This window comes from Caldicellulosiruptor naganoensis (assembly GCF_026914285.1).
Taxonomy (GTDB): Bacteria; Bacillota; Thermoanaerobacteria; order Caldicellulosiruptorales; family Caldicellulosiruptoraceae; genus Caldicellulosiruptor; species Caldicellulosiruptor naganoensis.
This window is the reverse complement of sequence record NZ_CP113864.1, coordinates 1863995-1876782: the sequence shown is the minus strand read 5'-3', so window position 1 is coordinate 1876782 and position 12788 is coordinate 1863995. Positions and strand designations below refer to the sequence as shown.

16 protein-coding genes are annotated in these 12788 nt (G+C 35.7%); 14 read left to right on the top strand and 2 right to left on the bottom strand.

The window, feature by feature from the left end; genetic code table 11:
• The first annotated feature begins 91 nt into the window (after window positions 1-91).
• The 9 genes from OTJ99_RS09425 (at window position 92) to fabZ (ending at window position 6235) form a co-directional block, all read left to right on the top strand.
• Window positions 92-817, top strand: a complete 726-nt coding sequence (locus OTJ99_RS09425) for a YebC/PmpR family DNA-binding transcriptional regulator (protein WP_045165678.1) — start codon at window positions 92-94, stop codon at window positions 815-817.
• Window positions 818-890: 73 nt separating this feature from the next.
• Window positions 891-1367: a hypothetical protein gene (locus OTJ99_RS09420; protein ID WP_235374788.1), complete on the top strand. Its 477-nt coding sequence runs from the start codon at window positions 891-893 to the stop codon at window positions 1365-1367.
• 28 nt (window positions 1368-1395) lie between these two features.
• Entirely contained in the window at window positions 1396-1464 is a 69-nt protein-coding gene (locus tag OTJ99_RS12845) for a hypothetical protein (RefSeq protein WP_333782758.1), read from the top strand.
• A gap of 87 nt (window positions 1465-1551) precedes the next feature.
• Window positions 1552-1932, top strand: coding sequence for a hypothetical protein (locus OTJ99_RS09415; RefSeq protein ID WP_045165885.1), 381 nt, complete (start codon window positions 1552-1554; stop codon window positions 1930-1932).
• Between the two features lie 136 nt (window positions 1933-2068).
• On the top strand, window positions 2069-2719 hold the full coding sequence (locus OTJ99_RS09410) for an MgtC/SapB family protein (protein WP_045165679.1): 651 nt from the start codon (window positions 2069-2071) through the stop codon (window positions 2717-2719).
• Between the two features lie 87 nt (window positions 2720-2806).
• A complete protein-coding gene (locus tag OTJ99_RS09405) occupies window positions 2807-4267 on the top strand; it encodes an aminotransferase class I/II-fold pyridoxal phosphate-dependent enzyme (protein ID WP_333782753.1) in 1461 nt (486 codons plus the stop codon).
• Between the two features lie 57 nt (window positions 4268-4324).
• Complete coding sequence (locus OTJ99_RS09400; RefSeq protein WP_200889466.1) at window positions 4325-4717, top strand: Mini-ribonuclease 3; 393 nt, start codon at window positions 4325-4327, stop codon at window positions 4715-4717.
• Window positions 4718-4750: 33 nt separating this feature from the next.
• The gene (locus tag OTJ99_RS09395) at window positions 4751-5776 is read left to right on the top strand and encodes a DUF1646 family protein (RefSeq protein ID WP_045165200.1); all 1026 of its coding nucleotides are present in this window, start codon (window positions 4751-4753) and stop codon (window positions 5774-5776) included.
• 36 nt (window positions 5777-5812) lie between these two features.
• Complete coding sequence (fabZ, locus tag OTJ99_RS09390) at window positions 5813-6235, top strand: 3-hydroxyacyl-ACP dehydratase FabZ (protein ID WP_045165199.1); 423 nt, start codon at window positions 5813-5815, stop codon at window positions 6233-6235.
• Here the strand turns inward: fabZ and OTJ99_RS09385 are convergent.
• Both OTJ99_RS09385 and OTJ99_RS09380 read right to left on the bottom strand, forming a co-directional pair.
• On the bottom strand, window positions 6228-7259 hold the full coding sequence (locus tag OTJ99_RS09385; protein ID WP_045165198.1) for an ATP-binding protein: 1032 nt from the start codon (window positions 7257-7259) through the stop codon (window positions 6228-6230). The genes fabZ and OTJ99_RS09385 overlap by 8 nt on opposite strands.
• Complete coding sequence (locus tag OTJ99_RS09380; RefSeq protein ID WP_045165197.1) at window positions 7246-8271, bottom strand: DnaD domain protein; 1026 nt, start codon at window positions 8269-8271, stop codon at window positions 7246-7248. The genes OTJ99_RS09385 and OTJ99_RS09380 overlap by 14 nt, the downstream gene beginning before the upstream one ends.
• Window positions 8272-8370: 99 nt before the next feature.
• On the opposite strand from OTJ99_RS09380, the gene thyX reads away from it, so the two are divergent.
• From thyX to OTJ99_RS09355, 5 genes are all read left to right on the top strand, one after another.
• Window positions 8371-9159, top strand: a complete 789-nt coding sequence (gene thyX, locus OTJ99_RS09375; protein ID WP_045165681.1) for an FAD-dependent thymidylate synthase — start codon at window positions 8371-8373, stop codon at window positions 9157-9159.
• A complete protein-coding gene (rlmB, locus tag OTJ99_RS09370) occupies window positions 9146-9907 on the top strand; it encodes a 23S rRNA (guanosine(2251)-2'-O)-methyltransferase RlmB (protein ID WP_045165886.1) in 762 nt (253 codons plus the stop codon). The genes thyX and rlmB overlap by 14 nt, the downstream gene beginning before the upstream one ends.
• Window positions 9891-10403, top strand: coding sequence for an NYN domain-containing protein (locus tag OTJ99_RS09365; RefSeq protein WP_045165682.1), 513 nt, complete (start codon window positions 9891-9893; stop codon window positions 10401-10403). The genes rlmB and OTJ99_RS09365 overlap by 17 nt, the downstream gene beginning before the upstream one ends.
• Before the next feature lie 99 nt (window positions 10404-10502).
• On the top strand, window positions 10503-11138 hold the full coding sequence (locus tag OTJ99_RS09360; RefSeq protein ID WP_045165683.1) for an RNA polymerase sporulation sigma factor SigH: 636 nt from the start codon (window positions 10503-10505) through the stop codon (window positions 11136-11138).
• A gap of 154 nt (window positions 11139-11292) precedes the next feature.
• Window positions 11293-12696: a phosphoglucomutase/phosphomannomutase family protein gene (locus OTJ99_RS09355; RefSeq protein WP_045165684.1), complete on the top strand. Its 1404-nt coding sequence runs from the start codon at window positions 11293-11295 to the stop codon at window positions 12694-12696.
• The last annotated feature ends 92 nt before the right edge of the window (window positions 12697-12788 follow it).

Genomic DNA, 12788 nt, shown 5'->3' with positions numbered 1-12788 from the left:
ATGAGTAAATTCCATTTGACATTAATCCTAAATTAAATTTATAATTCCTAAATAGAAAAATGTGAGCATTTGAGGTATAGGAGGAAAGCATATGGCTGGACATTCGAAATGGGCAAATATCAGACATAAAAAGGAAAAAACTGATGCTCAGAAAGCCAAAATCTTCTCAAAATTAGGCAGAGAGTTGATGGTTGTAGCTAAAATGTATGGACCTGACCCTGAGAAAAATCCAAAACTCAGAGACGTGATTGCAAAAGCAAAGGCTAACAATATGCCTATGGAGAAGATAATGGGGTTTATAAAAAAAGCGGCTGGGGAGATTGACACAACAGGGTACGAAGACATTACATACGAAGGATATGGTCCGGGCGGTGTTGCTGTAATTGTTGAGGCTATGACAAACAACAGAAACAGAACTGCCGGCGAAATTAGGCATATATTTGACAAAAATGGTGGTAATTTGGGTCAGACTGGCTGTGTGTCTTGGATGTTCAACAAAAAAGGTGTGATTATAATAGAAAAAGAGAGCTTCCCGGACGAGGATTTTGTAATGGAAAAGGCTTTAGAGTATGGAGCTGAAGATTTTTCCTCAGAGAATGATGTATATGAGATAATAACCTCTCCAGAGGATTTTTCAAAGGTGAGAGAGGGTTTAGAAAAGGATGGATTTACATTTATAAGAGCTCAGATAGAGATGATTCCTCAAACCACTGTAAAGCTTTCTGAAGAAGATGCACAAAAAATGAGAAGACTAATTGACATGCTTGAGGACAATGACGATGTAAAAGAGGTATATCATAATTGGGAAGAGGAGTAAATTTTTATGTATAGCAGTGAGATTGGCAGGGAATAATAGTAAAAAAAGTCCATGTTAGTGGGGGCTTTTAGGTATGAAACTTTATTTTAAGACTGCCATTCTCACTGCTATTATTATTTTCTTATTTCTTGTATCATTTGCAGTGGGATTTACTATTACAATAGAAAAAAGCAAGATAAAATCAAAGCAGCAGCTGAAAGGAAAGAATATTACAGAAATTGCCTATATAAAAGATAGTTATCCTCAGAGAATAGATGAAAATACAATTTTGATAGTCAGGAAATACTTTAAGGCGTGCGGACATATAGTTGAAGAAAAATCTAATATTCCTCAGGAATATTTTGGAATGGTCAAGGAGGACTTTAGGAGGCTTTTTAGTGCTTGGGAAATAGATGCTTTTAATTCCAAGTATGTAGTAATAAGTAGAATATTTGAAGGTTATTGTTCACACCACTTTATAGTTTCAATCAAAGATGGGAGAGTAGCAATTTTTTATTCTCAACCTGTTGATGGAGACAATCTCAAGCTTATAACTCCCTATAAGTATTGATAATCTGCCTCAGAAAGAGGTTGAGGAATTGAAAAAGGGAATAGTTGTAAACTCATATGAAGATGCAATAAAGATAATTGAAGACTTTGGAAGTTAAATAAAACTTTTTGTAACACAGTTTACCCATAATTCATATTATGTAAATGAAAGAAGACATAATATGAATTATGGGAGGGAAGATGGTATGTCAGAAAAATTGGATTTAAGGTACGAAAGTCACGAGCACCACTGCCACGACATCTGCGAGCACATGAGAAGGTACTTGGGAGAGACAGTCACTGTATTTACAGAAAGCGGAGGAGAAAGCGGTCAAGGATTTACAGGTGTTTTGGCCCTGGTCACACCAAGATTTGTAAGACTTATTGTGACAGTTGGAACACCACCAGATGACCTATTTATGTACAGAATGTACAGAAGAGAAGGAGAAAGAGAATGTGAAGAACATGAACATCACAGAAGACATAGATACTGCTGCTACCCATATCCAAGAAGATTTTGTGGTCTTGGTTCAATTGTAGACATTCCTTGCAGAAAGATTGTTGCATTTGTTCACAATGCAGTCTGATTTTAAAAATATTGTAAAAACACTTTCTATCCTGGGGTTGCAGTGTTTTTGCTGTGGCCCCTTTAATTTTGTTAAAAGTTGTAGTATAAAATAATTAATATACTCTATTTTTTTTTTAGATATGAGGGATTTAAAAATGTTAGAGGATATACTGAAAATTATATTCGCAATCTTAGCAGGTGGACTTATTGGCATGGAACGTGAAAATGTCCACAGACCGGCAGGCTTCAGGACTCATATACTTGTGTGTGTGGGTTCCACACTTGTTATGATGACATCTGAGTATATTTTCAATGTTTACTATAAAGGACATGGAAACATAGATGTTGCAAGGCTTGGCGCTCAGGTCATATCAGGAATTGGTTTTTTAGGTGCAGGGACCATAATCAAAGACGGTGCTACTGTGAAAGGCTTGACAACTGCTGCAACTCTGTGGGCTGTTGCTTGTATTGGCTTGGCTATTGGAATTGGCTATTACAAAGGAGCCGTTGTGGCAACAGCGGCTGTGTATCTTACATTGATTTTTTTAAAGAAGTTTGAAGTGAGATTTGTCTCCAAAGGAATTTTAAGATCAATTGTTGTTGAAGGACATAATCTCAAAGATTCTATACAAAAAATTGATTCTATTTTGTCTGCACATTCTATTACTATAAAAGACCTTAAATTTATACATGAAGATACAGAAAAGGTCTATTATAAAGTTTTGGTCCTACCTGATGTCAATATAAATCAGCTCATAACAGACCTTTACCTGGTGGAAGGTGTCAGAAGGATATTTTTTGAATAAAAAAGTACTTTTAAAAAAATTGTAGTGTGGTATAATTATCATTCAGAAAATTAAAAAATATAAAGGATGGAGGCAGGGCAGAATAAGGTGACAAAGGAGGACCAGAGCAAAACACCCCTTTTTGATGCTGTAAAAAGACACATTGAGAAAAACATCATCCCATTTCATGTGCCAGGACATAAATACGGAAGAGGCTTAAAAGAATTTACCGATTTTGTGGGTCAGAACGTCATGCTAATGGACCTAAATGGCATGGAAGATTTAGACAATGCAAACAATCCTATTGGAGTTATCTGCGAAGCGGAAAAGCTTTTTGCAAGTGCATTTGGAGCCCAGTATGCATACTTCTTAGTAAACGGTACAACAGCTGGTGTGCAGACAATGATAATGTCAGCTTGTGAGCCTGGTGATGAGATTATCTTGCCCCGAAACGCACACAAGAGTGCATTTGGTGGAATAATCCTGAGTGGGGCAATTCCTGTATATGTACAGCCAGAGGTAAATGAAGAGCTTGGTATTACAATGGGTGTGACAGTAGAGAACGTCAAAAAGGCTATTTTGAAGCATCCTCATGCAAAGGCTGTGTTTGTTATTAATCCAACATACTATGGTATAGCAAGTGATTTAAAGTCTATAACTCGAACTGCACACAAATTTGGTATGGCAGTTTTAGTTGATGAAGCGCATGGTGCTCATATGGGCTTTCACAATGATTTTCCGTTAACTGCGATGGAAGTTGGCGCTGATATGAGCGCTGTGTCAACACACAAGACAGCAGGTTCGCTTACTCAAAGCTCGGTACTTCTTTTGCGAGGTCACAGGATTCAACCTGAGACAGTAAGGCAAATTTTGAACCTTACAATGACAACGAGCTCATCCTATATCTTGATGTGTTCAATTGACGTTGCACGAAAACAGCTTGCTATGTATGGTGAAGAGATGTTAGAAGAGACTTTGAGACTTGCCAGGATGGCAAGAGAGGAAATAAACAAGATTGAAGGACTTTATGCATTTGGCAAAGAGCTTATTGGAACACCTGGTGTTTATGACTTTGATGAGACAAAGCTTGGAATCAATGTCAGAAGGCTTGGAATTACTGGTTATGAAGCTGAAAGAATTTTAAGAGAGGAGTACAATATACAGATAGAGATGTCTGACCTTTACAATATTTTGGCAGTAATTACTTTAGGTGATACACAAGAGAGTGTGGAAAAGCTAATTGAAGCACTTAGAGATATGGCAAAGAAGCTTGGTGTAAAAGATGTAAAGACTCCAACAATAGTGCTTCACTCACCACAGGTTATTGTTTCGCCACGTGATGCCTTTTATAGTTCAAAGAAGGTTGTTGAGCTTGACAATGCAGTTGGTGAGATTTCGGGCGAAATGGTGATGGCATATCCGCCGGGAATACCACTAATTTTGCCTGGGGAGAGAATAACAAAAGACCTTGTAGATTACATTAAACTTCTGAAAGAGGAGGACTGTCAGCTTCAGGGCACTGCTGACCCATATGTCAATACAATTAGAGTTTTAGGTACTGCTGATTGAGAAAAGTCTAGTGAGTAAGTGACTTTTAGAATTCATTCAAGAGAGAGTGTTGATGAATTGCTTAGTCCTTTAGTATATGCTTATATCGGCGATGCAGTGTATGAGTTATATGTAAGAAATAAAGTGATATCCGAGAATCCTGATTTGACTCCTTATCTTTACTACTTGAAAACTACTATGTATGTTCGGGCTTCAAGTCAAGCAGTAGCTATAAAAAAATTGTATGAAAAGCTTGACGAAAATGAAAAAAGGATTGTAAAGAGAGGCAGGAATGCGAAGACTAAAACCATTTCCAAGAATGCTAAGTTGAGTGATTATAAATATGCTACAGCACTTGAAACATTAATTGGTTATTTGTATTTAGAAAACAATATTGAAAGATTGGAGTATATTCTTTCTCAAGTGTATGAAATAATAACTCAAGAGTACCAAACGAGTAAAAACAACTAATTTTAGTATTAATCTTGAAAGGATTGATAAAAAATGATTAGTGGGTTAATAGTACTACTTTTGATTATTTTATTTTTGCCTTTTTTTGTTAAGGCAGTTGAACATAATTTAGAGTATTTTTTGTTCATAATGGGCATTATAGGTGTTATTATTTCAAAGCAAATGAGCTTAGATTTATTTGAACATATTCTTAAAAATCATTTGCTTTATTATATAACTTTTGCTGTTTTGATAGCAGGGATGTTGTTTTTCTTCTTTAGAAATAGAATAAACACAATGATAGAATTACTAACTCATAGAATTTCAATCCAGCTTTTTGTGTTTGTTATAATTGTTATTTTGGGATTAAGTTCAAGTTTTATTACTGCCATAATTGCGTCACTGTTATTAACCGAAATAATGCATCACATGCCACTTGACAGAAACACCAAGGTAAAGGTTATTGTATTGGCGTGCTTTGCAATTGGATTTGGAGCGGCATTGACACCAGTTGGTGAACCGTTAGCAACAATTACTATTTCAAAGCTTAAAGCAGACTTTTTCTATTTAGCAAGAGCAATTGGGTTAGAAATTTTTATCACAATACTGTTAATGGCTTTTTTAGCAGCTCTTGTTGTTAAAAAGGCAAGTAAAACAGATAAAGATGAATTTACAGAAAGTGCAGAGAGCATTAAAGATGTGTTTTTAAGGGCTTTTAAGGTTTTTGTGTTCGTATTTGCACTTGAACTGTTAGGGACTGCTTTTAAACCCTTGATAGATTTGTACATCATAAAGTTAGATGCCAAAATTCTTTACTGGGTAAACATGATTTCTGCAATAGTGGATAATGCTACCCTGGCAGCTGCAGAGATTTCAAGAGAAATGACAGATGAACAGGTCCGAGCAATTGTTCTTGGAATGATTATAAGTGGAGGAATGCTAATTCCCGGAAATATACCAAATATAATCTCTGCAGGAAAGTTCAAAATTAAAAGTAAAGAGTGGGCAAGGATTGGGGTTCCAATAGGTTTGATTTTGATGGCTGTATATTTTGTTTTGGTGTTTATAATTAAACTGTAAAAAATTTCAAAAACTTATGAAGGGAAGATGTAGTTAATGTACGATGTTACCAGCATATTGCAGATTTTACCACACAGGTACCCATTTTTGCTTGTTGACAGAATAATTGAGATAGAAGAGGGAAAAAAGGCAAAAGGAATAAAGAATGTAACAATAAATGAACCTTTTTTCCAGGGGCATTTCCCGGGCAATCCTGTAATGCCAGGTGTTTTAATTGTTGAGGCAATGGCACAGGTTGGAGCTGTTGCCATGCTCTCAAAAGAAGAATTTAAAGGAAAGACTCCGTTTTTTGCGGGTATTGATAAAGTAAGGTTTAAAAAGGTTGTAAGACCGGGAGATGTGCTTTTGATTGAAACAGAGCTTATATCTCTCAAAGGCTCAATTGGCAAGGCGAAAGCTGTTGCTTATGTTGAAGGTGAAGTTGTTTGCGAGGGAGAGCTACTTTTTGCAATTAAGTAGCTCTCCTTTCTAACTGAGTTTTAGCCTTTATAACCCTGATATCTTCACCAAACAGATGCAAAAACATGAAATACTCATGAAGCCTTCCCATTGTTTTGTCTGAGTAGAGCTTTAGCAAACCATCGATGTTATAGTTTGTTGTAATGATCATCTTCTTGTTTGTCATATAACGCTTGTCCAAAAGACTTTGAAATACACCATAACAAAACTCTGCACTTTTTCCCTCATTTCCAAGGTCGTCAATAATCAAAAGGTCCACTTCTTCAAGGCTTTTATACTCTTCATCGTCTACTTCATCGTATAGCCTTACCATTTTAGAGTACTTTTCTTTTAGAATCTCAAAGAATGAGATGCTGTCAAGAAATATTACCGTTTTTTTTCTGTCAATAATCTCTTTGGCAATACAGTGGGCTAAAAAGGTCTTGCCAAGCCCAGTACTACCGTAAAAAAGTAGTCCTTTTTGAGAAGGTTTGTCAAAGTTTTTGATAAATTTTTTTACTTCTTTTATAATGTTTAACATATTTTCATAAGGAGATATACCTTCCTGTGGGTCTATCTCTTTTGAATAATATTCTAAGTTAAAATTTTTAAAGTTATGCTCTTTTAGAATATCTTTTAACTTGCTCTGTTCATACAAAAGTTCTATGAAGAGCTGTGTTCTACATTTGCAAACCTCAATTCCGTTTTCACTTACAATAAAACCAGTGTCTTGGCATGCTTGGCATGTGTACTCAGGTTCTAAATAATTACTTCCAAGTCCAAGATCAATCAAAAGTTTTGTCCGCTTCTGAAGTAAGCTATCAAGTATCTTTGAGTACTTTTCTATCTCAGCTTGGTTTTGAGAAAGAGAAGCTTGTGAAAGTTTTAAACCTGCTTTTGTTATCTTTTCATTTAATATATCAAAATCTTTTGACTTGGAAGAAAGCTGAGCAATCTTTCTTTCTCTTGCAATTTCTGCATTTTGACGACGTTGCTGATATATCCTGTTTATCATCTCAATTATCTTCTTTTTATTCGTCATCATCGTCATCTCTATTACCTCTCAATGCCTTTTTATAAAGTTCTTCAAGAGCTGTATATGTAGACGGATCTCTTTCTTCATATAAAACTTTCTTAGAACTTGACTGTTTTTTGTTTTTCTCTCTCTTTTGTGCATTTTCAAGCTCAAACTTTTTGATTGCCTCTAAACTTCTTAGTCCTGCCTCATACCATCGCTTTATTATACCATTTACATAATTTACAGTGGGATTATTAACATTTTTTACCAGACTCAAAGCGTATATTATGACTTCTTCAGGCATCTTCCAATCATTTATCCAAACGTTCATAATCTCATCTTCGACCTTAGTCGGAGCTCTGTGATATATTCCAAGGTTCTGAAGTACAAGTCTCTTTATTCTACTTGTGTCCTCTTGTGACCTTATGTACTCCTCAGCCTTTTCAATGCTATCTATATTCAGCTCTTTCCATTTAATTGCCATTTGTTCAAGGTATTTAAGATTCTTATTATTCTTAGTGATTGTTACATAGTTTATGAGAAGATATATTACCTCAATAGGAAGCTTTAACCAATCATAAATTTCAAGAAGCACGTCTATATCATTTTTATTGAAAGTCCTGCAGTATTGCTTTTGAGCAAATTCAAGAAGTCCCCTGAATTTTTCGTCTGTTTCATAAAACCTTGATAAGTCTTCAGTTGTGTAGACAGGGGGTGTAGGTGCATTTTCAGGCTTTTCAAACTCAAGCTTTTCGTCCAAAAAATCAATTGTTATATTTCCATCTGCATCTTTTGTAAGCTTTATCAGTCTTCTTTCTGACCAAAATTCAAGTGCTTTGATTACATCACTCTCAAGAAGGTTTAGGTCATGTGCTATCTTGTTTATCTCAATAAATTCCACTTTATTTTGAAGCAAGAACTTTAGGTATATGTATACCTTCACGAACTCCCCGTCAGAAAAAGGCATGTGGTTTTTGATAAAATCATAAGTGATTACAACAAAGTTTTGGACCTTTTGTTGAATAAAGACCTTTAGCATATATAAAAATGCCCCCTTTTTGTGATAAAATAATTTTATCACAAAATCATCTTTGTTTTTATACCAATAAAAGTCAATAGAAGAAGATGGAGGATAAAAATGAGCTTTAAGGTTGTTCTTTTATCGCATACACCCGACCCTGAAAAGGTTGTAGCAACAGCTGCAAAGCTTTGTTATTCAAATACATCAGTTGAGAATATTTATGATAAGCTCGATAGCGAAGCAGTTAAAAACTTTTTAAATCTCTTGATTGATGTTGGCCATGAATCTCCGCTTGAGCATGTGAGTTTTACATTTGGGATTGAGGGTGTTAGCAGGAGCTTTACACACCAGCTTGTCAGACACAGGATTGCTTCATATTCTCAGCAGTCACAAAGGTATGTGAGGCTTGATGGCTTTGAATATGTAATTCCACCGAGTATAGAAGAAGATGAGGAATTAAAAACCATCTTTGTAGACACAATGAACCAAATTGCAAAAAGCTACAAAATTTTAACAGAGAAGCTGCAGGAAAGGCACAAAAATGCTCTTGTCAATAAGGGCTTTAGCGAAAAGGAAGCTTTAAAAAAGGCTGAGAAAATGGCAATTGAAGATGCGAGATATGTTCTTCCAAACGCGTGTGAGACGAAGATAATCATGACAATGAACGCAAGAGAGCTTTTGCATTTTTTTGAACAGCGGTGTTGCAACAGAGCACAGTGGGAAATAAGAAGTGTTGCTGATAAAATCTTAGAGATAGTAAAAGAGATTGCACCGAACATTTTTAAGTTTGCAGGACCTAAATGCATAAGGCTTGGTTACTGTCCTGAAGGAAAGTTTTCTTGCGGGGAGTTTGAAAAGGTGAAGAAAAAATACCTTGGAAAGAGGGAAGAAAATGAGGACAATTGAAGGCAAAAATCCTGTAAAAGAAGCATTAAAAGCTAACAGTCAAATCACAGAGGTGTATATATCAAATACTGCAAGGGATAAAGCATTATCAGAGATTATAAGCCTTTGCAAGCAAAAAGGTGTTGTGGTAAAGTTTGTTGACAAGAACAAGATAGAAAAGATGGCGAAGACAAAAAATCCACAGGGAGTAATTGCAATTGCTCAGGAGTATAAGTACTGGGATATAGATGACCTTTTGCTTGAAGCATCAAATAAAGGCGAAAAGCCTTTTTTAGTGTTATTAGACGAGGTTACCGATCCACACAATTTTGGTTCAATTATAAGGTCTGCCCATTTATGTGGTGCCCATGGTATTATTATTGAGGCAAGGAATTCATGCCCGATCACCCCTACTGTTGAAAAAGCTTCAGCAGGTGCAATAGAACACATTAAGATAGCAAGAGTTGTTAACTTAAGAAGAACAATAGATGAGCTTAAGCGAAAGGGTATTTGGGTGTACGCAGCAGACAACAATGCCACAAAGCTTTTGTATGATTGTGATTTTAAGATTCCAACATGTATTGTGATTGGCTCTGAAGGTAAAGGAATTTCAAGGCTTGTAAAAGAGGGGGCTGATTTTTTAGTGAAAATTTCCCAAAAAGGCAAGGTCAACTCTTACAATGCTTCTGTTGCGGCTGGGATTATCTTCTTTGAGGTTTTAAAACAAAGAATTCAAGAAGGAGAAGGGAAAGGTGCACTTAATGGTTGATGGCTATAACTTTATAAATGCATGGAGCCATTTAAAAAGGATTGCTGAAGATGACTTAGAAGCAGCCAGAAAGAAGTTGTTAGATATTTTAGCTGACTTTTCTGGGTATAAAGGGTATAAAATAACAATTGTTTTTGATTCACATTTGGTAAAAGGTGCTCAGAGAAAAAGAGAGGTTATAAATGACATAGAAGTGGTGTTTACAAAAGAGGGTGAAACAGCTGACAACTACATAGAAAGGTACGTTTATGAGAACGCAAAAGTAGAGAGGATAGCAGTTGTGACATCTGACTACTTAGAGCAACTTATGGTCTTAGGCAGTGGAGCGGTTAGAATACCTCCAAGAGAACTTATATACGAGATTGAAAGTTACAAAAAGGAGCTTGAAAAAAAGACAGATGAAAAGACAAAGAAAAAAGAGAAAATAGAAGATGCACTTGACAGTTCTATTATCGAGAAATTGGAGAAATTTAAAAAAAGATTAGACCAAGCTTGATAGGTAGTTGGTAATAATATATAATTATGATGTGAAAGAATATCTTCATTGCGAGCATTTGAATAAAACAGGCTTGAAAAATTAAGGAGGCATTTTGCCTTGACATTGCAAAAACAACTTTTGAATTTCAAAGAGTGCACCGATGAGGAACTTGTAAAGTATTCAAGAGAAGGTATAAAAGAGGCTACAGAAGAGCTTTTAAATAGGTATCAAAATCTTGTAAAAGCAAAATGTAGAATGTATTTTCTAATTGGTGCTGAAAAAGATGATATTTACCAAGAAGGTATGATAGGTCTTTTTAAGGCTGTACGTGATTTTGATGAGAGCAAATACCCCACTTTTAGATTGTTTGCTGAACTGTGTATTACAAGACAGGTGATAACTGCAATAAAAACTGCAAGCAGGCAAAAACATATTCCTCTTAATACATACATATCCTTAAACAAACCTGTGTATGAAGAAAATGATGAGAGGACATTACTTGACACTATTGCAAATTCTCTCATCTCTGATCCGGAAGAGGTTATGATTACAAAGGAGGAGTTTGAAAACACCTTAAATGCCATCACAGGGTGTTTAAGCCCTTTTGAGTACAAGGTTTTAAACCTCTACCTTGAAGGGAGAAGTTATCAGGAAATTGCCGTGATGATTAACAAGGATGTAAAGTCAATTGACAATGCTCTGCAGCGAGTGAAGAAGAAGATAGAAAAGTACTTGAGTAGTTCTCAAGTCTAGTGATTTTAGCCTTTGGAAAGTATGGAACGCGAACAGGTGTTTTGAGAAGATGGCCAGATAACTTTTGATGGCCATCTTTTTTGTTTGTTGTAAAAATTTCAAACTATACTGTAATATATTTGTCCAATTTTTTAAAAAGGAGGTCAAAATAAAGATGAAAAAAATAACCTTTGGAACAGACGGTTGGCGAGGAATCATTGCCGATGATTTTACTTTTGACAACGTAAAGATTGTTGCCCAAGCAATTGCTGATTATGTTGTTGAGACTTATGAGAATCCGAAAATAATCATTGGTTATGACTATAGATTCCATTCAGAAAACTTTGCAAAGATTTGTGCTGAGATTTTAAGCTCAAATGGTATTCAAGTGCTATTTTCGCAAAATCCAATTCCTACCCCGGCTGTTGCACATGCAGTTGTGAAAAAAGGAGCAAGCGGTGCAATTATGATAACAGCAAGCCACAATCCATATTATTACAATGGAATAAAGTTCATACCTCATTATGGTGGTCCAGCAAATACGCAAATTACTGACAAGATAATAAAAAATGTTGAGAGAATCCAAAAAGAAGGGCTAAAAGATATAAATCCTGACAAAGATCTCATTGAGTATTTTGACTACAAAGAAGAGTATTTGAACGACATATTGAATCTGATAGACAAAAAAGCGTTTGAGGGCAAACAACTAAAGGTACTTGTAAATCCTATGTATGGTTGTGGGATAGGGTATATTGACGAGGCTCTAAGACGGCTTGGATGTGACGTAAAAGTAATAAACAACTGGCGTGACCCACTTTTTGGTGGTCATTTGCCAGAGCCAAATTTAGAGAATATGAAGGATTTGCTTGAGATTATAAAGACAGAGGAGTTTGATTTAGGGCTTGCAACAGATGGTGATGCTGACAGGTTTGGTGTTGTAAACCCTGATGGTCAGTTTATTTCAGCAAATGAAGTGATATTTATGTTAACAGATTATTTAATTAACACAAGAGGCAAGGCTTCCTCTGTTGCAAGAACTGTCGCAACAACCTCTATGATTGACAAGATTGCTCAAAAACATGGTATGAGATGCATTGAAACACCAGTTGGGTTTAAGTACATTGCAGAGTGTCTTATGAAAGAGGATGCTTTAATTGGTGGTGAGGAATCAGGTGGACTTTCTATAAAAGGGCATGTGCCGGAAAAGGATGGGATTTTGGCAGACCTTTTGGTTGCAGAGGCGGTTGCAAAGCTTGAAAAATCTCCAAGAGAGATTTTAGATAGAATTGAATCTGAGTATGGAAAGCTATATAGTAAAAGAATTGACGTTAGAACCACACATAGCAAAAAACAAGAGGCATTAGAGAGAATAAAGAATTTTGGCAAAGACAACGTAGCTGGGCTGAGGTGCTTAGAGTACAGGACAAGAGATGGTCTTAAAGTTATTTTAGAGGATGAGGCATGGTTTTTGGTAAGGGCGTCTGGTACAGAGGATTTGATTAGAATATATGCGGAGAGCAAGGATGCAAAGACTCTTGAAAATATACTTTCTGAGGTAAAAGAATATCTGGGTTTGTAGTTTTTTATACAGGATTGCTTATTGCTTAAGTGTAATAAAATTGAAGAATCTATGAATATGAATATTATAAATTTGCAAAAAGCACATTTGTG

Bases quoted from the DNA above. Each gene is read 5' to 3' on its own strand.
- OTJ99_RS09425 (WP_045165678.1), top strand. From the start codon at position 92: ATGGCTGGACATTCGAAATGGGCAAATATCAGACATAAAAAGGAAAAA.
- OTJ99_RS09420 (WP_235374788.1), top strand. From the start codon at position 891: ATGAAACTTTATTTTAAGACTGCCATTCTCACTGCTATTATTATTTTC.
- OTJ99_RS09415 (WP_045165885.1), top strand. From the start codon at position 1,552: ATGTCAGAAAAATTGGATTTAAGGTACGAAAGTCACGAGCACCACTGC.
- OTJ99_RS09410 (WP_045165679.1), top strand. From the start codon at position 2,069: ATGTTAGAGGATATACTGAAAATTATATTCGCAATCTTAGCAGGTGGA.
- OTJ99_RS09395 (WP_045165200.1), top strand. From the start codon at position 4,751: ATGATTAGTGGGTTAATAGTACTACTTTTGATTATTTTATTTTTGCCT.
- fabZ (WP_045165199.1), top strand. From the start codon at position 5,813: ATGTACGATGTTACCAGCATATTGCAGATTTTACCACACAGGTACCCA.
- OTJ99_RS09385 (WP_045165198.1), bottom strand. From the start codon at position 7,259: ATGATGACGAATAAAAAGAAGATAATTGAGATGATAAACAGGATATAT.
- OTJ99_RS09380 (WP_045165197.1), bottom strand. From the start codon at position 8,271: ATGCTAAAGGTCTTTATTCAACAAAAGGTCCAAAACTTTGTTGTAATC.
- thyX (WP_045165681.1), top strand. From the start codon at position 8,371: ATGAGCTTTAAGGTTGTTCTTTTATCGCATACACCCGACCCTGAAAAG.
- rlmB (WP_045165886.1), top strand. From the start codon at position 9,146: ATGAGGACAATTGAAGGCAAAAATCCTGTAAAAGAAGCATTAAAAGCT.
- OTJ99_RS09355 (WP_045165684.1), top strand. From the start codon at position 11,293: ATGAAAAAAATAACCTTTGGAACAGACGGTTGGCGAGGAATCATTGCC.